This is a genomic window from Nostoc sp., from assembly GCF_036919615.1.
Lineage (GTDB): Bacteria > Cyanobacteriota > Cyanobacteriia > Cyanobacteriales > Nostocaceae > Nostoc.
In genome coordinates, this window is record NZ_JBALCN010000093.1 from 172,679 (window position 1) to 196,021 (window position 23,343).

At 42.7% G+C, this 23,343-nt stretch carries 25 protein-coding genes and 1 pseudogene; 14 read left to right on the plus strand and 12 right to left on the minus strand.

Features of this window, described 5'->3' with window-relative positions; translation table 11 throughout:
- Window positions 1-301: 301 nt before the first annotated feature.
- From V7K48_RS27085 to V7K48_RS27090, 3 genes are all read right to left on the minus strand, one after another.
- Complete coding sequence (locus V7K48_RS27085; RefSeq protein ID WP_335077114.1) at window positions 302-1,060, minus strand: phycobilisome rod-core linker polypeptide; 759 nt, start codon at window positions 1,058-1,060, stop codon at window positions 302-304.
- Between the two features lie 284 nt (window positions 1,061-1,344).
- On the minus strand, window positions 1,345-1,431 hold the full coding sequence (locus tag V7K48_RS35175) for a hypothetical protein (RefSeq protein WP_442949480.1): 87 nt from the start codon (window positions 1,429-1,431) through the stop codon (window positions 1,345-1,347).
- Between the two features lie 259 nt (window positions 1,432-1,690).
- The gene (locus tag V7K48_RS27090) at window positions 1,691-1,891 is read right to left on the minus strand and encodes a phycobilisome rod-core linker polypeptide (RefSeq protein ID WP_335077116.1); all 201 of its coding nucleotides are present in this window, start codon (window positions 1,889-1,891) and stop codon (window positions 1,691-1,693) included.
- 304 nt (window positions 1,892-2,195) lie between these two features.
- Between V7K48_RS27090 and V7K48_RS27095 the strand changes: the two genes are divergently transcribed.
- Both V7K48_RS27095 and V7K48_RS27100 read left to right on the plus strand, forming a co-directional pair.
- Window positions 2,196-2,429 carry a hypothetical protein gene (locus V7K48_RS27095; RefSeq protein WP_335077119.1) on the plus strand — a complete coding sequence of 78 codons (234 nt, stop codon included), beginning with the start codon at window positions 2,196-2,198 and terminating at the stop codon, window positions 2,427-2,429.
- 2 nt (window positions 2,430-2,431) lie between these two features.
- Window positions 2,432-2,731, plus strand: a complete 300-nt coding sequence (locus V7K48_RS27100; RefSeq protein ID WP_335077121.1) for a hypothetical protein — start codon at window positions 2,432-2,434, stop codon at window positions 2,729-2,731.
- Between the two features lie 314 nt (window positions 2,732-3,045).
- On the opposite strand, the gene V7K48_RS27105 is transcribed toward V7K48_RS27100, so the two are convergent.
- Complete coding sequence (locus V7K48_RS27105; protein WP_335077123.1) at window positions 3,046-3,627, minus strand: phycobilisome protein; 582 nt, start codon at window positions 3,625-3,627, stop codon at window positions 3,046-3,048.
- 172 nt (window positions 3,628-3,799) lie between these two features.
- Here V7K48_RS27105 and V7K48_RS27110 point away from each other — a divergent pair, with 172 nt between their 5' ends.
- Window positions 3,800-4,462 carry a HEAT repeat domain-containing protein gene (locus tag V7K48_RS27110; RefSeq protein WP_335077125.1) on the plus strand — a complete coding sequence of 221 codons (663 nt, stop codon included), beginning with the start codon at window positions 3,800-3,802 and terminating at the stop codon, window positions 4,460-4,462.
- 149 nt (window positions 4,463-4,611) lie between these two features.
- The gene (locus V7K48_RS27115; protein ID WP_335077127.1) at window positions 4,612-4,812 is read left to right on the plus strand and encodes a hypothetical protein; all 201 of its coding nucleotides are present in this window, start codon (window positions 4,612-4,614) and stop codon (window positions 4,810-4,812) included.
- A gap of 142 nt (window positions 4,813-4,954) precedes the next feature.
- Here the strand turns inward: V7K48_RS27115 and V7K48_RS27120 are convergent, their stop codons facing one another.
- Window positions 4,955-5,779 carry a pentapeptide repeat-containing protein gene (locus tag V7K48_RS27120; RefSeq protein ID WP_334977883.1) on the minus strand — a complete coding sequence of 275 codons (825 nt, stop codon included), beginning with the start codon at window positions 5,777-5,779 and terminating at the stop codon, window positions 4,955-4,957.
- A gap of 116 nt (window positions 5,780-5,895) precedes the next feature.
- Between V7K48_RS27120 and V7K48_RS27125 the strand changes: the two genes are divergently transcribed.
- The 4 genes from V7K48_RS27125 (at window position 5,896) to V7K48_RS27140 (ending at window position 8,736) form a co-directional block, all read left to right on the plus strand.
- Window positions 5,896-6,471: a phycobiliprotein lyase gene (locus V7K48_RS27125; protein WP_335077129.1), complete on the plus strand. Its 576-nt coding sequence runs from the start codon at window positions 5,896-5,898 to the stop codon at window positions 6,469-6,471.
- Between the two features lie 169 nt (window positions 6,472-6,640).
- Window positions 6,641-7,375, plus strand: a complete 735-nt coding sequence (locus V7K48_RS27130) for a 15,16-dihydrobiliverdin:ferredoxin oxidoreductase (RefSeq protein ID WP_335077131.1) — start codon at window positions 6,641-6,643, stop codon at window positions 7,373-7,375.
- 54 nt (window positions 7,376-7,429) lie between these two features.
- The gene (locus tag V7K48_RS27135; RefSeq protein WP_335077133.1) at window positions 7,430-8,176 is read left to right on the plus strand and encodes a phycoerythrobilin:ferredoxin oxidoreductase; all 747 of its coding nucleotides are present in this window, start codon (window positions 7,430-7,432) and stop codon (window positions 8,174-8,176) included.
- Between the two features lie 182 nt (window positions 8,177-8,358).
- Window positions 8,359-8,736 carry a nuclear transport factor 2 family protein gene (locus tag V7K48_RS27140; protein ID WP_335077135.1) on the plus strand — a complete coding sequence of 126 codons (378 nt, stop codon included), beginning with the start codon at window positions 8,359-8,361 and terminating at the stop codon, window positions 8,734-8,736.
- Window positions 8,737-8,996: 260 nt separating this feature from the next.
- Here V7K48_RS27140 and V7K48_RS27145 read toward each other — a convergent pair whose 3' ends face one another.
- Window positions 8,997-9,896, minus strand: a complete 900-nt coding sequence (locus tag V7K48_RS27145; RefSeq protein ID WP_335077137.1) for an ATP adenylyltransferase family protein — start codon at window positions 9,894-9,896, stop codon at window positions 8,997-8,999.
- A gap of 202 nt (window positions 9,897-10,098) precedes the next feature.
- Here V7K48_RS27145 and V7K48_RS27150 point away from each other — a divergent pair, with 202 nt between their 5' ends.
- Both V7K48_RS27150 and V7K48_RS27155 read left to right on the plus strand, forming a co-directional pair.
- Window positions 10,099-11,370, plus strand: a complete 1,272-nt coding sequence (locus V7K48_RS27150; RefSeq protein ID WP_335077139.1) for an HhoA/HhoB/HtrA family serine endopeptidase — start codon at window positions 10,099-10,101, stop codon at window positions 11,368-11,370.
- A gap of 278 nt (window positions 11,371-11,648) precedes the next feature.
- Window positions 11,649-12,401 carry a hypothetical protein gene (locus tag V7K48_RS27155; protein WP_335077141.1) on the plus strand — a complete coding sequence of 251 codons (753 nt, stop codon included), beginning with the start codon at window positions 11,649-11,651 and terminating at the stop codon, window positions 12,399-12,401.
- Window positions 12,402-12,554: 153 nt separating this feature from the next.
- Here the strand turns inward: V7K48_RS27155 and aroF are convergent, their stop codons facing one another.
- From aroF to rpsO, 3 genes are all read right to left on the minus strand, one after another.
- Window positions 12,555-13,613, minus strand: a complete 1,059-nt coding sequence (gene aroF, locus V7K48_RS27160) for a 3-deoxy-7-phosphoheptulonate synthase (protein ID WP_335077143.1) — start codon at window positions 13,611-13,613, stop codon at window positions 12,555-12,557.
- A 394-nt stretch (window positions 13,614-14,007) separates the two neighbouring features.
- On the minus strand, window positions 14,008-14,478 hold the full coding sequence (locus tag V7K48_RS27165) for a PAM68 family protein (protein ID WP_335077145.1): 471 nt from the start codon (window positions 14,476-14,478) through the stop codon (window positions 14,008-14,010).
- A gap of 12 nt (window positions 14,479-14,490) precedes the next feature.
- Entirely contained in the window at window positions 14,491-14,760 is a 270-nt protein-coding gene (gene rpsO / locus V7K48_RS27170; protein ID WP_041565894.1) for a 30S ribosomal protein S15, read from the minus strand.
- Between the two features lie 181 nt (window positions 14,761-14,941).
- Between rpsO and V7K48_RS27175 the strand changes: the two genes are divergently transcribed.
- The 4 genes from V7K48_RS27175 to V7K48_RS27190 all read left to right on the plus strand — a co-directional run bounded on the left by V7K48_RS27175 (window position 14,942) and on the right by V7K48_RS27190 (window position 16,690).
- Entirely contained in the window at window positions 14,942-15,064 is a 123-nt protein-coding gene (locus V7K48_RS27175; RefSeq protein WP_335077147.1) for a hypothetical protein, read from the plus strand.
- Window positions 15,065-15,094: 30 nt separating this feature from the next.
- Entirely contained in the window at window positions 15,095-15,517 is a 423-nt protein-coding gene (locus tag V7K48_RS27180; RefSeq protein ID WP_335077150.1) for a DUF4114 domain-containing protein, read from the plus strand.
- 359 nt (window positions 15,518-15,876) lie between these two features.
- The gene (locus tag V7K48_RS35180) at window positions 15,877-16,131 is read left to right on the plus strand and encodes a hypothetical protein (protein ID WP_442949477.1); all 255 of its coding nucleotides are present in this window, start codon (window positions 15,877-15,879) and stop codon (window positions 16,129-16,131) included.
- Between the two features lie 46 nt (window positions 16,132-16,177).
- On the plus strand, window positions 16,178-16,690 hold the full coding sequence (locus tag V7K48_RS27190) for a hypothetical protein (RefSeq protein ID WP_335077154.1): 513 nt from the start codon (window positions 16,178-16,180) through the stop codon (window positions 16,688-16,690).
- A gap of 693 nt (window positions 16,691-17,383) precedes the next feature.
- Here V7K48_RS27190 and V7K48_RS27195 read toward each other — a convergent pair.
- The 3 genes and pseudogenes from V7K48_RS27195 to glyQ all read right to left on the minus strand — a co-directional run.
- A complete protein-coding gene (locus V7K48_RS27195) occupies window positions 17,384-19,069 on the minus strand; it encodes an alpha-amylase family glycosyl hydrolase (protein ID WP_442949478.1) in 1,686 nt (561 codons plus the stop codon).
- A gap of 141 nt (window positions 19,070-19,210) precedes the next feature.
- Window positions 19,211-21,562, minus strand: coding sequence for a ComEC/Rec2 family competence protein (locus V7K48_RS27200; RefSeq protein WP_335077156.1), 2,352 nt, complete (start codon window positions 21,560-21,562; stop codon window positions 19,211-19,213).
- Window positions 21,563-22,290: 728 nt separating this feature from the next.
- A pseudogene (gene glyQ / locus V7K48_RS27205) lies at window positions 22,291-23,160 on the minus strand (glycine--tRNA ligase subunit alpha); the annotation flags it as partial.
- Between the last annotated feature and the right edge of the window lie 183 nt (window positions 23,161-23,343).

Sequence of the window (23,343 nt, forward strand, 5' to 3'; positions counted from 1 at the left end):
GCCTCCTTGACCACAACCGCATTTGGGAGGGTTGAGTGCTGAGTTAGGAGTTAGGAGTAGAGACGCGATTAATCGCATCTGTACAGGAATTAGGAGTTATTATTCTCCCCCTTGTTTCCAGTCCCGATTGCCCCTTATCCCCAGAGGGGGGCCCCGAGTTTCCCAGTCCTCAGCCCCTTTTTGATCTGTACTTAGGCATCCCGCAAGAATAAGTTACCTTTTTAAATCGCTGTAACGCTTGTAAATCAAAGGTTATTTTTTTTAATCGGTAATTTATTTCTGCGCGAGTTCTTAGGCAAATCTAAGCAACTTCAGTGATACTGATGATTTTGCCGCCCGTCCGATGAATGTTTTGCACTTGCCCAGACAGCTGGTTGTAGTTAACTACATATTCGAGCTTGCCCAGACGGGTAGGGATCTTAGCTGCACCTTTAACTGCCTTAATCAAGAAGCGTTTGTTGGTGCTGCTTACACTAGAACCAGCAGCGGGAGCCTTGATGGATGTGGGTAAATTTGAACCGATATCGCTGATCAGTTTAGCTTTGCTGCCGCCATCACTGCTAGCTACTCCTCTGAGTAAGGTAAAGGTGCGGTTAAAGCTAACATTCTTAAGCCCGATTTGGGAGCTAGTGCTGCGAGGATAAGGAACAATATTTTCGCCAAAATTCTGCTGATACTCTTCGCTATCGATATAGGATTCGATCTCAGCATCGTAGCCCTGTTCGTTGTAGATGCGGACGTGTTCAGAAATTTCTGCCTGATCAGCAGGGGGACGTCCTAGTAGGTGTTTGAAGTTCAGTTCAATGAACCGATACTGGGAAGAAGAGTTGAAAAACAGGGATTGATAAAGTTCTGATTTCGCAACACCGTGGACAAATTCGCGCACACTGATTTTGCGATCGCGCAATTGCGATTCAATAGTGGCTAGTCGCTCACTTTCCAACAAGTGAGCATTGCCCAAAACCTGTTTGTAAACTGCTCGAATCAGTGTTTGTAATTCACTTTCGCTGGTGTTTGGACGCAGCTCAACATTAGATGAATCAATAGCCCATAGTGACATTTAAGTATCTCCTAAAAAACGTGAATTAAATGAAATTTTTGAGCATCCTACCCCTTCTAGAGGTGGAATTTCGCATCAGTTGCCAGTTATTTTTGCTACTGACTAGCTTTTGTAAAACTTTAGTTTGTGAAAATGTGTTAAATATCTTCCTATATGACAACTGACGGCAGAATTGATCAAACTCTAGGCTAACTTTCGATGAATGATCAACACTGGGGATTAAAGACTGGAGACTGAGTACAGCGAAAAATCTTTCCCAATCTCTAATCCCCATTTTCTTTTCTTTAAACAATCTCTGTGATGTTGACAATCTTCCCATTAGTGCGATTAATCCGCTGAATTTGCGGTGTTATGTTGCTAGCAGGAACGATGTACTCGGTTGTAGCGCGACGGCGAGGATTGTCAAATTTCCACTTCTACCCCGAACGAGGATTTTAAACCTCTTTTCAGTACTACCAACCGCAGAGGGTGAGGTAATCTTGCTAGCGCTATTGGTTGCTATTGCATACACCAACTGAGAGGACTTGACGACACTTGAGGTTTCGGCTACACCACGGACAAGACCAAAAATCCGGTGAAATTTAATTCAATCGCCTGATAGCGGGGGGCGCTATCAAAAAACCGCGAACACTAATGTTCACCCCGTTTGAGTTGAGATTCAGGAACAGCAAGCCGTTCACTCTCCATTACATAAGCATTGCCTAGAACTTGCTTGTAGACAGATATAATTACGGTTTCAACTTCCTCATTAGAGTGACCTGGCCACAGATCAATGGGATCGGTATCTTCAAACAGAGCGACCCCTAATCGTGATGCTGGTCCAAAAGCCATTCAAACTATCTCCTAGTTAACAACTAAATTTTATGAGAAAAATATTCAGCAGATGTTAAAAAACTTTACATCATTTGACAAAGGAGAGGTCATAAAGACTTTAAATCCTTATTAGTCTTGATGATTTAAGTTTTTGGATCATTATGCATTTACACATTTTTATCCAATGCCGAAGCCATATTTATTAAAATTTATTAAGTTAAATAATACTCTAGAGAAATTTAAGCTTTTTTTTAGTATCTAATTGGTTATTGGGGTACAGGCGATGGTATTGTAATACTCCTCTGACTGGGAGCAATTGACAGTGCTGAATCAACAAGTGATGATAGCTGTCAAGAAAAGGGATTACAGGATAAGCCCATCAACAAATGATGTTGTTGGCGAATTAATAGAGGGTTACACCAAAAATAGGGGAAGCAGGGGAAGTAGGGGAGAAAATTTAAGCAAATGTTTCCTCCAAATCCCCAAGTTTAATAGTGAAGGGGCAGACCTAGAGTTAATTGGCCAACAGCATCATAAATTGATGGGCTTGGTATAAGAATGCTGTTAACTTCTTTTTGCCAATCAGCTTGCAATGCGATTGTATCGGCTTGCAATGTGATTGTATTGACCAACAATGCGATTGTATCGGCTTGCAATGCGATTGTATCGACTTACAATCCGATTGCATCAGCTTACAATCCGATTGCATCAGCTTACAATCCGATTGCATACCTCACACACCAGTTGTTTCAAGTCGGGAAACTCACTGTAAGCGCTTGGCTCCCCTTAATCCTCTCCCTGCAAACGCAAAGAGGGCAGACAAACCTACGCTTTGGCAGAGTGAATTATGAAGGATGAACTTCGTGATCAGTTCATCCATTGCATCCGCGCAACTTGCAAAGGCTTAGTTTCACCCAGCACTGCACCGGGAACTAGTACCGCAAGGTGGAAGTTACTCATTCACTCATTCAAAAGTCAAAAGAAATATAGCGTAAACTAGACACTTAGATCAGAACTATTTACTTATAGGACTTACGCAAAATATCTCTGAAACTCTGATTTCTCCGTGTCGCGCCAGTTGCTTTAAGTCGAGGAACCCGCCCAACGCACTGGCTTCTCTGCGCCTCTGCGGTTCGTTATTCCGTAACTGGTGCGTAAGTCCTAACTTAGAACTACTGAATTTGGAAAGTAGCCAGTTGGGTGATTAAATGGTCAAAATAGGGAGCAAGAGTTTCTTGCTGATTGGCTTGACACTGGTTTAAACTAGCAACTTTTATACTTCTTAAGCCTAAGACCATCGCTTCGATTGGAACTTGTAATTCCTGATAGAGCAAATTCATATAGTGCAGTCCTGTCGAACTGGTATACTCAGTATGGTTACCTGCAATGCCATAAGTAATACAGCGGAGAAAATGCCAGAAATCTCGCCAGCAAGCTTGGGCGCGTTCAGGTGGATAAAGACCGCCTCCAGGCTGCATAATTTCAGGATAAGTCGTCAAAACCTCCTCCCTAGCTTCATCAACAATTTCGGCGGCGCGATCGCGTAACAACACAGCAACAGGAATCAAGGCGCAATTCTCAGGTGACAAGGTTATAATCTGCAATAAATCTTCGTCGCTCAGATACCGAATATCATTGTCCGCAGCTTGGAAGATGGCGATTGCTGCTTTTGGATGAGACTGTTCCCATTCAGCAAAGCTGACAATTCTAGCTTTGGCTATTAATTCTTTAACGGTTTCGCTTAATTGAGTCACGTCACTTCGCTCCAAATTCAAAATTCACGCATTCAAAATTAAAGAACTCCTTTCTTGCCTACTGCCTCCTGTTTCCCAATGCCCATACCCGTGATTCAATTTTCCTAGAATGCGATCGCCATTTTTTGACATCTGTAAAATAAAGTAAAGAATAGCTCTACTAAATGCACTTATGGAAATCGATAAAATCCAAGCTGAACTGAAGAACCCAGATTTTCACTATCGGCTGAAGGCGATCGCTGCCCTCAATAATTATGAATCAGAAGTTGCAGTTCCTCTATTAACGAGTAAACTTCATGACTCAGAATTTTTGGTGCGTTCTTTTGTAGCAAGAGGTTTGGGTAACCAACAATCAGCGGAATCTTTTGCGGCTTTGATGCAAATTATGAAATTCGACGATACCCCCAACGTGCGAGCTGAGGCGGCTAATTCTTTATCGCTATTTGGCAGAGTCGCAGTTTCTCATTTAGTTCTGGTATTTTATCAGGATGACCACTGGCTAGTCCGGCGGAGCATTTTGGCCGCGATCGCTGAAATGGATTGCCCTGAAGAATTATTTGATATCTGCGTTCAGGGTTTAAAAGATGAAGATTTCACAGTTCGGGAATCCTCTGTTGATGGACTCGGCTTACTAGCTGATTCTAGCCTACATGCTGCGGCATTATCCCAGATACTAACCTTGGTGAATGTTGAATCTTGGCGGATGCGCGTGCGAGTTAGCTATGCCCTGAAACGATTTGACGAGCCGAAAGCAAAAACAGCCCTGAACCAACTCAGACAAGATGAGGATCACCGAGTTGTCGGGGCTGCTTTAGAAGACTTGTTGCCACAATAGCAGTATTAGGTTTGTTCGCAAGATTGTGATCAAACTCAATCTGATCAATTAGCTAATATCCTATCTTACCTTAAATTTGACAAAAATATCCGGGCAGTCTGCCAAAATCTGGAAGAAAAGATCAACTTTTTCCAGATTAGGAGACATTTGTGACTGATATACCAACTGGTCAAATGACTTGGCGACTACCAGGTTCCTTAGAATCTGCCTTACATTTGCGGCATAATACTTCGGAACCTTGGCGATCGTACAAAGAATTTCCAGAATATGCTTTACCTGATCCGCCCGGTTTTTCCGAAGGATACGCTACATTTTTAGCGCTCCTGAAAAAGAACTGGCAGCCGTTGTGAAACAATTTTGGATTTTGGGTTGTACCTTTGGTGTGCTGGAAGCGCAATTTAAATTTTGGATTTATTTCGCCCACAAGGAGCGCGGCTTGCACCTAAAATCTAAAATCTAGAATCTAAAATCTAAAATCTAAAATTGGCACGGTCAAGCACTCAAACTCTCACGAGTTGTTGTGCGGGTGTAAGCGTTCCAAACGTCAAGTTCTGAATGTGGACGGCTGGAAAGCATGGCTTTAGTTGCTTCTGTAAGTCCTTGGGCAAGAGTAAAATCTGCCCCAGCGATACTTTGAAGATGCTCCATCTCTGCACCACTGAAGTCAGTTGCTCGCAGGTCTGTATCCCGTAAATCGGCTCCACTCAATCGAGCATTCCGCAAGCAAGCCCCTGTTAAATAAGCTTTTGTTAGGTCAGCACCACTTAAAGCTGCACCTTGCAAATTGGCTCCTGTCAAGTCAGCGCCACTCAGGTAGGCTCCACGCAGATTAGCGCCTTGTAAATCTGCGTTTCGTAAAGAAGCTGTATTCAGAAAAGCACCATTGAGATTAGCACCCGGCCCCACCGCTCCAGAAGCTTTGTAGTTATATTCTTGCGGCCATTTCGTTTGTGTATCATAACGCGCGACTTGAAGTTTGGCTCCTTGCAAATTTGCGCCACTAAGATTTGCTTGTTGGAGATCAGCACGGTTTAAATAGGCTCCCTGCAAATTAGCCCCACTCAAATCGGCTCCACGTAGATTAGCGCCTCGCAAATCTGCCCCACTCAAATCGGCATTACTCAAGACCACCTCGCCCAAATCTGCTCCTAATAGCTTGGCTTTGCTCAAGTTCGCTTGTTGTAAATCGACTTCCCTGAGATTGAATTGGTATAAATCGACCCAATCCAAAGCGATTCCTGCTTTCAGGGCTGTTAAGATTTCTGGAGTTGGACTGGGGCGTTCGCTAGTAATAAGTTGAATTTCACTATTTGTCATCAGCTGATTAAAATATAACTTTTGGAGTTATTCTACACTTTAGCTAAATCGGGACTTCATCTGATCACTGAGTATTCAATAACGCCAAAATTTGATAAAACGAGGTTTCAAAACAGATGTATCTAATACCGCCCTTGACCATGATCGACTTCTTCCGTAAAAGTGAGGGGACATGGTTTACAGAACGCTCCGTTCATCATTTTGACTCGGCGGCGGATGAGTCGGGGGAGTCGAATTTGATCATTAAAGTCATGGAAAAGGATGATCCTAAAGTCCAACAAGTCTGTACAGCCCAAGGGATAGACCCTACTAAAGCAACAAGCGGTGCTAGCTTTGCATGGCAGGGTAACCTAGACACCAGGCTACCTAATACCGATAATGCTGCCATTTTGGTTGATGTTCCCGACCAAACGAGGCGTTCTGGAAAACTGATCCGCAACCAAGGCTATGTTGAGAGCATTCCGGTTGTGAGCCGATATCGCTTTGCCGATGATGGAGTGCTGACAATTGATACTGATTATGACAATAATCAAGGTCAAGAACGTTGTTGGTTTGTTACGGATGATTTTCGTGTCAGGGTCAGTACCGTGCGAATGATGAACGGAGTCAACTTGATGACTTATTGTTCTGAGCGTCGTTGTGTTTCCCAAGAAGTTCTGGAGCAAATGATCAGTCGGAATCATGCTACGTAGGGACACAAAAGAGGTAGGGGAGTAGGGGAGGCAGGGGGAGAATAATTAACAACCAATTCCAATGTCGTATACCCAATGCCCATTAAGGAATGTTGCTTTGTTTCTCATAAATGAGACGTGCATGATTGCCATCACTTATTTTCATGCAAGGGTTAATAAATCATGCTCCATGTATAAGCCTTTCCTGGAATTTTTAGAAAAAGAGCTATTTCAGCGGTTTGATTTACAAAGTAGGGCCATTCCCCCTGGTTTGGAATTCAAAGTTAGCGATCGCGGTAGAAACCCAGCAACTATTCGCAGTTGGTGTTACCAATGTCAAGAGTTGCGGAAAATTCGCTATACCTACATTGATGCCGGGGAGAGTGCCCAAATTTTTAACAGCGTGGTTTATCCTAGTCATTACTACGATCTACCTCTGTTAGGGATTGATTTTTTATCCTTTGGAAAAGTCAAAAACCTGATTGTGCTAGACTTTCAGCCTTTATTTCAGGATGAAGATTATCAAAAAAAATATATAGTTCCGCTAAAATCTCTCCATGATAAATACCCGGATTTGGCGCAAAACTTAGAAATGAAGTTTTACGATGCCAACCAGTATTTTTCTAAGTACCTACTGTTTGCCAAAACAGATCCTCAAACAGTGGCAACGCGAGTCTTTGAAGCTTTTCAGGATTATTTAAACTTGTATTGGCAAATGCTAGCAGATGCCCAACCGCTCCAAGAAGAGGAAGATATCCAGCGGATTGTCAAAGCCCAAAAAGACTATGACCAATATAGTGCAGACCGCGATCCAGCATCTGGTTTGTTTAGCAGTTATTTTGGTCATGAATGGGCAGAGCGTTTTCTCCATGAATTCTTATTTGAAGATGCTGTTCCCCTAGCAGTTAGTGCCGGCAAAAGATGATCGAATGAAAATGGGCATTGGGGATTATTAATTTTGAATTCGGAGCAAAGCAACGTGACACTCTATCAACCGTTTCTCGATTATGCAATCGCCTACATGCGATCGCGCTTGGATTTACAACCCTATCCTATCCCCACTGGGTTTGAGTTTAAGAGTGCTGTTGTGGGCAAGGGAAAAAATCAGGAAGAGGTTGTCACCACCAGTTATGCCTTTCAAACCGCAAAATTGCGGCAAATTCGTGCAGCTCACGTACAGGGTGGCAATTCGCTGCAAGTGCTGAATTTTGTGATTTTTCCGCGCCTCAACTACGATTTACCCTTTTTTGGAGCGGATCTGGTGACATTGCCAGGAGGACATCTAATTGCTTTGGATATGCAGCCCTTATTTCGTGATGAGCCGGCATATCAGGCAAAATATACTGAACCAATTCTGCCCATTTTCCATGCCCATCAACAGCATCTGTCTTGGGGAGGAGATTTTCCCGAAGAAGCACGCCCCTTTTTCTCTCCCGCTTTTCTGTGGACTCGTCCCCAAGAAACTGCTGTAGTAGAGACTCAGGTATTTGCCGCTTTCAAAGACTATTTGAAAGCTTATCTGGATTTCGTCGAGCAGGCAGAAGCTGTAACAGATTCCCAAAATTTAGCAGCCATTGAGCAAGCCCAACTGCGATACCTACGATATCGGGCTGAAAAAGACCCAGCACGAGGGATGTTTAAACGCTTCTATGGTGCAGAATGGACTGAGGAGTATATCCACGGCTTTTTATTTGACCTAGAGAGAAAATTAACAGCCATCAATTAGAGGTTCTTGTGCAGGAAGTCAGCCCCTTCCCTACGGGACGCTGCGCGAACGGGGAAGTCAAAAGTCAAAAGTCAAAAGTCAAAATTAAGAACCATCAAAATAAATTTAGGGGCTTGTACCTTTTTGTTTCTGGTCAGGAGATTTTCTTTTAGAGTGGTTTTACTGTGATGGTGTAGAAAGCTATGTGTCAATCACTTACACAAGAACTGGAAAACCTTGAAGTGGAACTGCGAGAGGCAATGCTCTGTAATGATATCACCGCTTTGGATCGCCTCTTGGCAGATGAGGTTATTTTCACAGATCCGCAGGGTAGTGTAATAGACAAGGTAGAGGATTTGTCTGTTCACCAATCAGGCGACTTGGTAGTTACAAGCTATGAAGCAGATGAATTAATTGTTCGAGTTTTTGGCTCAACTGGAATCACAAATTTGAAGGTGAGATTGACCGGAGTTTTCAAGGGGGAATCCTTCAGTGGTGTTTACCGTTATACACGCACATATTTGAAGCAAAATGAGCAATGGCAAATTATAGCAGCCCAAGCAACAGCGATCGCTGCATAGTTTACCTGTTTTTGAAATTTCCCTGATCGTATCCATGCTCAAAGTCCTTCCTAAATAAACCGCCTACATGCTAAACACGCGATATGGACGAGCGATCGCATGGTAAGAATTATTTAAGGGATCGCTTTTGTATGAAATAAACTTTCACCTCTTTTCTTTTAGGAGAGAGGCTTTGAGCATTGATAAATCGGCGCTCGCAAGTGGTATAAATGTGACTTTATTTACTGAGTAATTTTCTGTTTTGGCGAATTTCCGTAGATTCACAGTTTAGATACAGCAACATTCTTGAGGATGGTCATCGGCCCTTGGGCTTTGAGAATCTCCATTTCTGCCGCATTCCGCACTAGCAAAGCACCAGCGAATCCTAATGAATTTACAGAGATAGACTGAAAATGCTCCTGCGATCGCGGTATGATCAACATCCATTCTCGTGTCGCTAGCAGATTGTAAGCACCCAATTGCCTTGCATCCAAACCCACAGCATCTAGCAAAGTGCGATAAAGTTGCTCTGTTGCTTGCGCCCCTGCGAATGGCGACTGCACCCAATGAGGATCTAGGGGTGTGAAAGCGTGTACAAAAGGAAGTTTTGGTATTGTGTTCGAGTTCTGAAATTGTGCTGCTGTTAATAGAGCTTCAATAGGTATCTGCGGTCCTGAAGGTGCAAGTGGTAGTGGCACTAATTGCAAGTGCTTGTGTCGCTGACTGGCACCTGCGGTTTTGCCACTGTTGTAAAATGCTAAACCATCGAAATCAGCCAGACATGCCCACATAGCCGTAAAATCTTCTAGGGTAAGTAAGCTTTCCTGTTCCTCGAAATCACGGGTGATGATTAGCAGGTGATAATCAACAACATTGAATTTATTAAAAATACATACATGCGTATCGGAGATATCCGCCACAAATAAATCCTTTTCGTAGGGCAAGAAAGGATTAAACTCTTGACCAGACGTAGCAGATTGTTTTTTCTGTTTTTCCTTGGCTGCTTTTTTACGATTCAAGTTAGACAAAATCCGCACTAAAAAGCGCACGTTATCCTGTTCGACAAATTCAAATTCTGTCGGTATCGATAGCAACGCCCCATATTGTAAAGCATGTTCAGTCTGTTCTTTGACACTTGTCCATAAAGTGCCAGGCTGAAGTAAGATTTTACCCTGTGCCATTTTATTCCTTCAGACATGGAGGGAACACGCAATCGGGACGCACATCTGTGCGTCCCTACGAATGACTATATTTCAATACAGTTCAGTTAAGATGCGATAAGTAAAATACCAAACCTTTCACAACAACGCAATACCTCTGCAACAAAACTGTCACAAATAATATCTACATTAGTAATACATCTAAATATCCTTCCAGACAGCAATGCAAAACGAATCTCGCGACAGAGAACACCCATCAAATAGCATTTCACATAACACTGCTGATGCCAAATACCATAATCGAGCACCCTGGAAAAAGGCTGCCGCCTCTCTATCGCTGGTGCTGCTGGGATCAGGTATGACATTGGCAGGCGGCTATATGGCTGGACATTCTCGGCAGGTGTCTGAGAGTGCATCTAATTTGGCAGTGAGTCGAGTAAATGCTGCTCCTCCATTACCAGCTGCCACCGATCCTAACTTTGTTATACAAGTAGTGCAAAAGGTCGGGCCAGCCGTGGTGCGGATTGACTCTTCGCGGACTGTAAAAGCCCAGATACCAGATGAATTTAACGATCCATTTTTCCAACGCTTCTTTGGCTCTCAAATGCCAGAACAACAGAATCGAGTAGAACGGGGTACTGGTTCAGGTTTTATTATTAGTGCTGATGGTCGTATTCTTACCAATGCCCACGTAGTCGATGGTGCTGATACGGTAACAGTAACACTCAAGGATGGGCGTAGCTTTAAAGGAAAGGTGTTAGGAAAAGACGAGTTGACTGATGTTGCTGTTGTCAAGATTCAGGCAGACAATCTACCATTAGTAGCCTTGGGTAACTCAGATCAACTGCAACCCGGAGAATGGGCGATCGCGATCGGCAACCCCCTTGGACTAGATAATACAGTAACTACCGGAATCATCAGTGCTACCGGACGCAGTAGCAATCAAATCGGTGCTCCTGATAAGCGAGTAGAGTATATTCAAACGGACGCAGCAATTAATCCCGGTAATTCCGGCGGGCCCCTACTAAATTCCCGTGGCCAGGTAATTGCCATGAATACAGCGATTATCCAAGGAGCACAAGGATTAGGTTTTGCTATTCCTATCAACACAGCACAACGCATTTCCAGTCAACTAATAGCTACAGGTAAGGTAGAACATCCTTATCTGGGAATTCAGATGGTGGGGTTAACGCCTCAGCTAAAACAAAATATCAACTCAGATCCCAATAGCGGTTTGAGCGTGGATCAAGATAAAGGTGTATTAGTTGTGAAAGTTGTGCCAAATTCACCAGCTGCTAAAGCAGGGATACGTGCTGGTGATGTGATCCAAAAGCTCGGTGGGCAAGCAGTCACAGATGCTAGCAGTGTCCAAAAGGTAGTAGAAAATAGCCAAGTCGGGGGCGATTTACGTATGGAATTACGTCGCAATGGGCAGAATCTTAACATAGCTGTGCGACCTGGTGCTTTTCCCACGCAACCCACACAAGTACAATAATCCCTGTGGTTAGCTGTTTCGAGCGATTTTTGAGTAGTAAATGAGTAGTATCAAAAATCTGGAGCTTAAATTTAGGAAAACAAAGAAAGCTTAAAATAAAGCCGTCCTACTAATGACAGGACGGCTTTATTTATCGTTATACATTCACCACGGACGATCGCTGGCTCTACGTGCATAATCGATGAGCATCAAACAAATACGGGAATTTTTCTGATGTCTTCACCTTGAGATTCCCTGTATTTGTAGAGTTGTACCACCCCACCAACTCAAAATTGATTATGCAGCTTACGCTTATCCTTCAGCTAGAGGTTGCTTTATTTATTGCATTCCTCTTACTGGTTATATGCATCATCAAAATTTTGCTTCAGAGGAAAGCTTTGTATCTACACCAACAATCCACAAAACTGTTTAAGCAGTCCCTAAACCAATACCAAGAATCCATAGAGCTTTTTAGACAAGCTATAGATGAGTACGAATTGCTACTTAAAGAACATGGGATAAATACATCAAAACTAAAAACTAAAGCTCCCCAGCAACTAATATCCCCACCACCGTTTCCATTCAAAGTAACTCAGCAGGAAATAGACATTAACAATAAGTATCTGCACAGTGAATTAACTGCTCTAACCAACAACGTCAACACAGCTAATCAATTACTGACAAAACAGCGGCAATTATACCCTGGTAAATCTGAGAACTGGGTTTTGAAACAAGTCATTAGTGACTTGAAGCTCAAAAAACCACAGTCACAACTACATTCAAAAAGACCACAAATACAAACCGAAGTTTCTCTGTCTCCACCCTCAGATACGCCATTACCAGACCTGAAAAAAATCAAGAGGCAGCCTAGTAAACCAAAAGGAGTACCTAAGAATAATCCATTGTACAAAGAACTTCTTAATTTACTCAGTGGCAATCAAGAAATTGCTAATCGGTTGATTACACGTCAGCAACAATTAAATCCAGATAAATTAGAGAACTGGATTTTGGAAAAAGTTGTTGGCGACATAAAACGTGATCGGCGTGTTTGACGAACCTAAGCGTAGTTTACCGCCGTAGGCATCGCTCACCAGAAAATCTTAGTTTGTAGTGACCGATTTATCGCTGATTCAGATTTATCAGGATTAAAGTCATGACTACAAACTTTAATTTATTTATGCCTAGCAAGAAGTTGTAACTGAATTTTAAGCCAGAGCTACTGCTGGTTGCTGCCAGCGTCCCACCGCTTTACCAATCACTGCTAATTCTTGCATCAAGTTATCGAAACGGTCTGGTGTCAGAGATTGGGGCCCATCAGATAAGGCTTTGGCAGGGTTGGGGTGAACCTCTATCATCAGGGAATCTGTGCCAGCTGCGATCGCAGCCATTGCCATTGAAGGCACAAACTCAGACCAACCTACGCCGTGACTGGGGTCAATCATGATTGGCAGATGAGTCAGCTTTCGCAACACTGGCACTACTGATAAATCCAGCGTATTTCGCGTATACTGGCGGTCAAAGGTGCGTATTCCTCTTTCACACAAGATTACATTGGGATTGCCAGATGCCAGAATATACTCGGCTGCCATTAACCAATCTTCAATAGTAGCTGCCATTCCCCGCTTCAAGAGAACTGGTTTCGCCTGCGCCCCTACTTTTTTGAGCAAAGAGAAATTCTGCATGTTCCTTGCCCCCACCTGGATCACATCAGCAATTTCGGCAATTTTATCCAGGTCAGCGGCATCCATCACTTCTGTAATAATACCTAGTCCGCTGACTTCCCGCGCTTTTGCCAACAAATCTAAAGCACTCTCGCCGTGTCCTTGGAAGGCGTAAGGTGAAGTCCGGGGTTTGTAAGCCCCTCCTCGTAAAAATGTGGCTCCAGCCGTCTTGACACGCCGCGCCGTCTCCACAATCATTTCTTCATTTTCTACGGAGCAGGGGCCGGCAACGACTACCAAAGGGTGGTGTTCGCCAAATACCACTGCTCTATTGGGAGTATTAACCACCACTTCCGAAGCTTCGCCGTGGCGATACTGACGGCTGGCTCGTTTGTAAGGCTGCTCTACCCGCAACACCTGCTCAATCCAGGGGCTAAGTTCCTGCATTTGTAGTGGATCTAAGCTAGCGGTTTCACCTACTACACCAATAACTACTTTGTGTTTACCAACAATTTTTTCTGGAGTTAGCCCCCAGCTAATTAGTTCCTTATCAATGCGGTTTATTTCCGCTTCTGGGGAACCACTTTTCATTACTATAATCATGTGAAAGTTCCTGATTAATTGAGTAAAATTTTCTGAAAATGAGCTAACTTTATTGTTGCCTATTAGCCTAATTACAAATTGTTAAAAATAAAATTTATTTTCAAAATCAATATAGCGCTCAGTCAATAGTTTTGCTACCAAATAACTGGATATAGGGTATAAAAAGATTTATATAATTTTAATTAGCAATGTTGAAGTTCTAAAATTCAACTTCAACATTTACGGGTTCGGCACTTCCTTCTCCCTTGGCGCTAGCCTCTCCCTTTGGGAGAAGGGGAGACGCTGCGCGTAGCTTGCTTCTCTGTAGGAGTAGAAGTCGGGAAACCCGCCCAACGGAGTGCCTCACTTCTTTATTTACCCAATACCGCAATTACATAATACTGAGCGCTGTTCATTATGAGTTTTTTTGCCGAGTTTCGCGCCAAACTGCCACCATTCGTCCCCAATTGGTGTTGAACTCACCCAAACCCAGCAAACTTCCAACTCTTTCTTCATCCCACGAGGCAGAGAGAACGCCATAAGTTATCCCTAAAACCCCCAAACCAAATAATCCCATGTTCACCAATAACACGGCGATGGGAGGTAGTTGGATGTCGGAGTAGATAGCAAGCAGATAGCTGACAACCAGAGTGGTAATGCCCAAAGCTGTTGGTACACCACAGAACCCAGCTACCCGTCGGATCATCCGCTGGCTGACTACTTGGGGAATAGCCATTTCTTCTTTGGTGTAAGGTGTCTTTCTACCAGCCTGTTTGCCAGATTCTTGTGGCTGTGGTGCTGGTTTACTTTGAGTTTTTGCGGGTTTTTGGCGCTTTTTGTTTGGTTCAAAGGGCAAGCGACTGCGTTCAGATTCTTCAGCAGACATAAGCAGTAATCCCTATCCACGAATACCGAGACGAGCAATCAAAGCTTGATACTTTTCTCGGCTTTCCTGGGATATATAAGCTAGAAGACGCTTACGCTGACCAATTAGCTTCAACAGTCCCCGCCGGGAAGAATGGTCTTTTTTATTTGCCTGGAGATGTTCGCTGAGGCGGTTAATGCGCTCAGTTAACATGGCAACTTGGACATCGGCCGACCCAGTGTCGGTTTCATGAACTTGGTAGTTGGAAATTATTTCTTGTTTCCGCAGTTGCGTCAGGGCCATGATCGATTCAGTTTCTAGTTTTTCTAAATGTATGCAGCAGTCTCCCATAATATCACAGCCCTCAAGCTGGATGTGGAATCATCTATGCTGCTACGCCTTGCACTCTAGGAGACTAAGTAAGTCAGGAGCCAGACTCCAGTATCCTCTGGTAGTAGAGGCGGTAAGTATAATCCATAACTAATTGTATTTGCAGCTGCGATCGCTTCACAATTCAATACCTATCGCAATCCTGCTATTGCAATGTTCACAGGAATTTATCGGCGTGATTACAAGAGTTGATGCAGGAGGCGATCGCCAATCTTAGCATTTACCGTTGGCTCGATCAGCTCAAACTTTGAACACATCATTACAGTTAACTTTCTTAACGATCAGAAATCGCATTCAGTTACCAGGCGCAGATGAAGGTTCGTATAAAAAAGGAGATACGTTTCAAGGCGAGTTAGTGGGTGGGCCAACATATGGAGTGTTCCTGATTGCCAACGGAACTCCAAACCAATTCTTAGAGCAAAACCCCAAAAATGAGCAAAAACAATGGCGAACTCCTAAAGCTTACTTTTTTAATCTGGCAGCTAACCCTGATAGAACATCTCATGCCAAAGTGTTATCGTCAACGGTAACTAACCCGAATCAAGCATCTGATGTCAAAGTGTTACCGTCAATTGAATATGGTTTTGAGGATCTGTATGGGGGAGGAGACCAAGATTTTGATGATTTGATCGTCAAGATAGAAACTTTGGCGGTTGAGACTATTATTTAATCTCAACCAGGTAACTAAGGAAATTTTTACTGGCTTTTGTCGGATTAAAGCGGTTACCAGCAGTAATTTGAGTTTTGGAGATAATAAAAAAATAGCGATCGCTTGACTTTTCTAAAGTGAGGCGATCGCATCTTACTTTGTTGCAAACTCTGTAGGCGATGGAAAAAAATAGCGATCACCTTACCTGACAATAACTAAGCGATGTCTAACGACAAACCACTGCATATCTACGCATCAAATCATGCTGTGATATAGGAATTTAACTTAAATTTTGAAAATATACTGAGAGCGCACCCTTCTACAGGCCTCTGTACGATTTCCTTGAAACAGCAGGCTACAAAGGCAACGTCAACATCCGCGTGGCAGGCTATGATTCGCGCCTAACTCCAGATATGGATGAATTCCTTAAACGCACTAAGGGACTCATCAAGCAGACATACTACCAGAACAAAAACACCCCCGTTCACCTGGTAAGTCACTCCAACGGGCCGTTTTACGCACACTACGCAGGCATGGAAGAACAAGTTCATTCACGGCTTTACCCCCATTGCTGGAAACTGGCCAGGGCAGGGTTTGCTCTACCCAGTGTATTTCACTGGACTGAATGTCATTGACTTTTCCTTTCCAAAAGATCCCGCAAACGCGGCCAGCAGCGCCACCATGTACCAAACCCACCCCTCCAGCTATATGTCTTCTGCCGATCCTGCTGTCTTCAGAAATCGGGAGGTGGTGGTGCGGACTGTGCAGGGGGGTAAAACCTACACGCCGCAGGACTATCAGCAGCTGTTCCAAGATGGCGGACTCAGCTTGGCACAGCAGTTGGCATCCTTCTACATTGGCTTTGTCAAGTTCGCTCCTCCGTTTTTCCCCAATGTAGATGTCTATGCCGAAAAAGGCTCCAGACTCGATACAATTGTAGGCGCACAGCTACAGAATCTCACTGTCGGGCAGGTACTGAACAATTCCCCTGTCTTCTTTACAAGGGATGGTGACTCCAACCAAGAAGACATCACCAACGACGCGATCGCAGTGTGGGCAAATATGCCTTGCTACCGTTTTGTTCTAACTGACAACCCAGATGTGGGTCATTTCGATTTGCCTAGTAACCCAGTTGTTTTGCAGCGCCTGTTGGCAGACCTACAACAGACGAAGTCGGTTTGTCCATCCCAGTGATTATTATGTTCCTTTGAAGTCCCCTAATTAAACAAGCAAAGAGAAATTGAAAATCTAGTTCCCTCTCCTTGTAAAGGCTATCCACATACAATACCTTTGCCAATTTACGAGGATTCAACGCCTGTAGAAATGGGATGAATACGACCTAAAGCAGTGAGCTTGGCAAAAATCTGGGTTAATAAAATTGATTAAAATGATGCTATTCTTTATCCAAACTGCAATAATGCGGAGAATATTTACAATCAGCAATTAATAAGACTCGCCAACGAGTATAAAAGACTTGCGAACGGAGTTCTAAGACTCGCCGACGAGTATAAAAGACTCGTGAACGGAGTTCAAAGACTCGCCGACGAGTATAAAAGACTCGCGAACGGAGTTCAAAGACTCGCCGACGAGTATAAAAGACTCGTGAACGAAGTTCAAAGACTCGCCGACGAGTATAAAAGACTCGCGAACGGAGTTCAAAGACTCGCCGACGAGTATAAAAGACTCGTGAACGGAGTTCAAAGACTCGCCGACGAGTATAAAAGACTCGTGAACGGAGTTATTGTATGGAATATTCCATTTCCTACACTCAGAAGTGCCAAACTACAGAATTTCAATGTTTGGATACTGCTGATTAGCGATCGCCCAATAAAAACAAAGTCAAGCAGAGTAAACTAGAATCTACATTTACTATTTGGCTGACTACTGCTAAACAAATATCTTGGCTGTATAGCTTGGCAAGTCAGTGATTAAACTATCTTTCCCAACTTCTACTTCCCGCTTGAGGAACCAATCTTGCCAATACTCAGCAGTTGGAAAGTCTGGTATTTGATATTTAGTTAAATTATGGTCAGAAAAATTAGCTACGACAACAACACGAGAATTCTGCTCATCCCAGCGGGTGTAAGCCAGCACTTTATCGTCAGCATTTTCGTAGAAAAACTCGATATTGTCACTTTGCAAGGCGAGATTCTGCTTGCGTAGAGCAATGAGTTTTTGATAATACTCAAATAAATCACGATTCTGGTCGCCTGATAACAAAGACCAATTAATCTTCTGTGGCTTAGTCACATCTTGGCTTTTTAGCTGGTATTCGCCAAACTCTTCTCCCATCCAGAGCATTGGTATACCCATCGCTGTCATTAAGAGAACAGCTGCTAACTTCGCTCGCTTAAATGCCTCTGCGTCAAAGATACCGCGATCCCCTAATTCTCGCAATATACGTTCGCGATCGTGGGTTCCCAAATAATTTATCACATTGGTAGCGATCGCATAACCCTGCTGTCTGGGATCTAAAATTTGCTTTAGTTGTTCTATTTCAAATGTTTCTCCACAAATATGTGGAACTATAAAGTATCGAAAACTCTCATGCCAACAACCATCTAATGGGCCATCTGGCTTGACTACAGTTTTTGTATCAGGAATATGTTCAGCAATATTGTAAAACTGCTTGGGTGCAGCATGGTTTTTCCCTTGCTGTGCCAGCCAGTCGAGAAATTCAAAGTTAGCCAATTGGCGCACCGCATCAAAACGAATTCCATCAATGTGATACTCCTGAATGAAAAATTGCACCACATCCCCAACATATTTCCATGCAGGTTTAACATTTAATTTTTCATCATAATTATCATAATTCAACTCTGGCCCCCAGTAATTATCTGGGTCTTCAGGATAATGCATGTGTTCGTAATACCAGTAATTCCGATCAATCAGCATTAAGGGGCATTCTTCATCGGTATGATTATAAATTCCATCCATAAAAACGCGAATGCCTCTAGCATGACATTCATCTATTAATCGTTTTAAATTTTCTGTTGAACCGTAACTAGATTCTGTAGCAAAGAAGTGGCGCACTTTATAGCCCCAGCTATAGTTACCGGGATACTCATTAACTGGCATTAATTCAATTGCATTAACTCCCAATTCAACCAGATAATCTAACTTGGCAATTATCCCTAAATATTTGCCTCGTTTGTCAAGGCCAACCTCATCATCAGTAAAATCTGCAACATGCATTTCATATATGACTAATTCTCGATTATCAGGTAACGGTTTTTCGTCATATTGCCAAACGTAAGCATCAATAATGCGTTGCCCATCTTTAATCTGCACCATGCTATATTTTTCTATTTCATTAACATCTGTTGCATTCGGGTCAATAACATCCACCCATTCATCAAGTGTAAAATTTAGGCTTTTGCTTTGAACACGAAATTTATATTGATAAATGCCGTCTTCCAGTTTTACTTGAGTGCGGAAATAACCATCTTCACTTTTTACCATTGGGATTTCTTTCCAATCAGAAAAAGACCCAATTAAAGCTGCTCCTTTGTTACGAGGAGCAAATAACGTAAATTCAATTAAACTTCCCACTTCCATTTTTTTAATTAGCATACGGTTTGCACTTGCTCAGGAAATCGACGTTCCTGAAACTTTTCGATAGGTTACTTGCTTCCAAATGACTATACATCTATCTTTAGTTAGTCTTGCTTCAAAAAAAATATCAGACTTTTAAATTTGCTTTGTTATGAATTTTTATAAGAGAGAAGACTTATTTTCTGTTGCTTCAATAAATGCCTCAAACTGACCATTTGTCCATTGAATAGCTCCATCTCTTCCTGTAAAAAATAGTTTGGTTTTGCTTTGGTTCAGTTCAGATAAAGCTTTTATATCAAAGTTACCAGAAGAGGCGATCGCCACTTGTGGTTGCAGAGCAATAACTAAATCTTTTAATGACTGAGGAGCACACCATAGCACTTGTGGACGAGGCAAACTCCCACTTTTAACTAGTTGCTGTACCTCTTTTGACTTGATATTACCTACTAATAACCAATTCTGATCTAAAATTTGCAATTGTAAGATGGGTAATTGATCATTGATTAGTTGTGCTACTATTGAGCCTGTTTTCACAGCTTGACCAACTGCCAATGGTTGATAAGAACCCTGATACTTTTGTAGTTCTTGTTGAATTGCCTGAGTTGCAAGAGAATTTTCTGGCTTGGGAGAATATTCGTAAAAGTTTTTGATTGGTAAACGTTGCAGTAATTCCAACCAAGCATTACTCTCATTGCCTTGGAAATCAGTTGCGATCGCCCAATTGATTTGATTTACACCCTGCTGTTGTAAAAACGGTAGAATTGTGAAACGTCCAGTCCCTTCATCACCACTATTAATTACAGTTACAGTACCTCTATCTTGAACAACTACAATTGGTTCTGTACCAGATTCTAATACCGTTATCTTAAACAATGTATTTGTAGAATGCCAAAGGGGGATAAATACTAAACCAATCGCAATTACATTAGCAAACCACCAGCGCCGCTGCCACCAAGGAACTAACCAAACCAATATGATCAATACATAAATCGCCAGAAGCTGCCAAGTAGATATGCTGCCTACAGCAACAGAATTTCCTGGTAACTTGCTAAAAAATTCCACTAGTTTAATTAGCCAATCAGTTGGGTAATGCAACACCCCAGCCAGGAAGCTTCCAGCCTCAGTCCAGATTAAAGCTACTAAGGCACTGATGATTCCACCTATACTAATGATCGAAATTAATGGAGTACTAACCACATTCAGCAACAAACTATAAGATGGTACAACTCCAAATACAAAAAGTTGTATAGGTAAAGTCCAAAGAGTTGCAGCCAGGGGAACAGCAATCAAAGCAGCGATCGCAGGTGGTAGCCATGCTAGGCGGTTGACTAATGCCGGTACTGTTACGACTAATCCCAGTGTTGCTAAAAAACTCAATTGAAAGCCCAAATCCCAAATCCATAGAGGATTAAACACTAATAACAGAGTTGCTGCTAATAGTAAGGATCCCAATTGTTTTACCTTTCTTTTTAATAGCAGACCAATTAATGCCGCAAAACCCATAATTACGGCTCTGAGTACCGCAGGTTGAAAACCTGTTAAACTCAGAAAAATGATTAAAGCCAAAAAGCCAAAGGTAAATTGCGTTACTTTTTTTGCCCGCCTAGTTAACTGTAATATCACACTCAAAATCAAGGAAGTTTGGAATCCAGAGGCTGCTAAAGCATGAGCTAATCCTGCTTGTACAAACAAGTCGCGGATATCGTAGGGTAAATCTACAGCTTTGCTACCTAAAACCATTGCACTCACAAGAGGCCCTTCCGGGATACCCAACCAACGAACTTGCGATCGCACAATTCTCTCCCGAATTTGCCACCATCCCCATTTACGTTCCTGATCCAAAACATTTATTTGTCGCCCAATCAAACCAGCAAACGTTCCTTCTTGCTTGAGAAACTTCTGAAAGTCGAAACCACCAGGATTGGAAGCCGCCTTTGGTTTGTACAAAATTCCAGTCACAGCAATCTGTTGACTAGGGTATAACCCAGTAGCTTGAAGTATAGGCACTGTCACATACAATTTGCCTGTCACCCCTTTCGGAACACCTGCTGAACCTTTTTCATTTTTGACTTCATCTAACTGAGTCGCTTCCAGCCAAAATTGTCCTCGCTGACTGCGAGTCAAGCGGGGATTACTCGCCACTTCGCCACGAATAATCACAAGTTGTTCTTGATTACTGCTATTTCCAGGCGCGACAAACTGACTAATATCTTTTGCACCTGGTTGCGGCACTCGCCATTGAAAATATAGAGTTGCCAATAATCCCACCAAGCCGGCTGCTAGCCATATTCGAGGATGAGGATTAGTTTGCCAAGTGTTAGGTACTGTCTTATTTTTGCTTCCAACATTTTCTGGTTTCTGAGCAAGTTGCCGTGAACTGGTGCGTCTTCTAAAAAAAATTGCTCCCACTATCCCCAGAAGCAAAATCCATACACCACCCCAAGGAACTACTGTAAACAGCAACCCAAGAATGTATCCAAGACAAATAATTACACCACTGGTTTGAATCATAAGATTTTTTGTAAAAGCATCTGACAACTCGAATTTGTAGCTAACTTAAAAATAGCTAGGGTAACAATAGAGAAAAATCGGTGTTGCTGAATTTCGCTATGAAATTCAAAAATCAAATATTCCAAACTCTTATTATCTGCGCCTATTGAAGTTTTGAGTAGCGGCTTCCGCCGCTCAAACTTCTTTCTGCGTAAGCTTTTCATCTCTTTAATCAGCAACGCCGAAAAATTTTTATGCTTGTGGTGAAGTATAGTCCATCAAGTTTATACAAACAAAGCCCGCACAGGCGGGCCTTATCCTTGTAGATTTAATGTTTAAGGCTCAAGATTTAATGGTATTTCCGATCTTTAGCAATAGCCACATCATCAAGATATACCTAGCTTAGAGAATGCAAAATCAAGAGTTTGTTAACCTGCGGAGGCAGGTTTTGTTTGTGTAGCCGCGACTTCTAGTTGCATAATTTAGCAATAAATTATACTTTAGAAATATCATATTTCTAGATAAAAATACCTGGATGGTTTATATTGTTTGATACATAAACCTTTCTACCGAAGCAATGAAAGTATTATCCAAAGAACATAAGAGATAATTGGAATCAAAAACAGCCAATCAGTTATATATTGATAACGAGATTTAACTGTAGACTCTGAAACAGCTTGTACTAAGACTGGCTGTGAAACAATTTGCTGCACAACTGGCTGTAAAACAGGTGGCTGTATGACTGGTTTTAAATCTTTGAGCAACGGAAAACCCAACTTCTCCCTTTGCTCAACATATAAATGAGCTACCTTCCTAGCCAAATGACGAATCCTGGCAATATAACGAGTTCTCTCTGTCACCGAAATCACACCTCTTGCATCCAGCAAGTTAAACGTGTGCGAACACTTCATTACATAATCTAAGCTAGGCAAGACCAATCCTCGCTCCGTCAATTGGGTAGCTTCCTGCTCATACAAATTAAATAGTGTCAGTAGCAACTCAGAATTTGACGCTTCAAAGTTGTAGATACACTGCTCAATTTCTCCCTGGAGGTAAACATCACCATAAGTAATGTTGTCTGTCCAATGAATCTTAGTAATTGCCTCCACTTCCTGGAGGTACATCGTCAATCTCTCTAACCCGTATGTAATCTCAATTGACACAGGGCGGCAATCTATCCCACCACACTGTTGGAAATAGGTAAATTGAGTAATTTCCATCCCATCTAACCATACTTCCCACCCAGTGCCCCAAGCTCCCACCGTCGCATCTTCCCAGTTATCCTCTACAAACCGAATATCGTGGTCTTCAGGGCGAATACCTAAAACCCTTAATGAATCAAGATAAATCTCCTGGATATTATCTGGCGACGGCTTAATCAGAACTTGGTACTGATAATAATGTTGGAAGCGGTTGGGGTTTTCGCCGTACCGCCCATCTGTCGGGCGACGACACGGTTCAACGTAGGCAACAGCCCACGGTTCCGGTCCCAATGCTCTTAAAAATGTCTGAGGATTTTTAGTACCTGCCCCCTTCTCAATGTCATAGGGTTGGGCAATCAAGCAACCGCGATCGCCCCAAAACTCATGCAATAAACCTATTACCGACTGAAAATTCACGCTTCACCCTTCCTTACTCAACACAGTGCATAAACCATTGTTGCCTACAACCCGGCACTGTGGGCAGTTTCAGGAGACCTAAAAACGATTCCAAATCTATTTTGGAAAAAGAGTTGACAAGCTGAAGTCGGTTCGCTATATTGAATAAGTGCCTGAAAGCGGAGGGCTTAATAGCGACGCTTC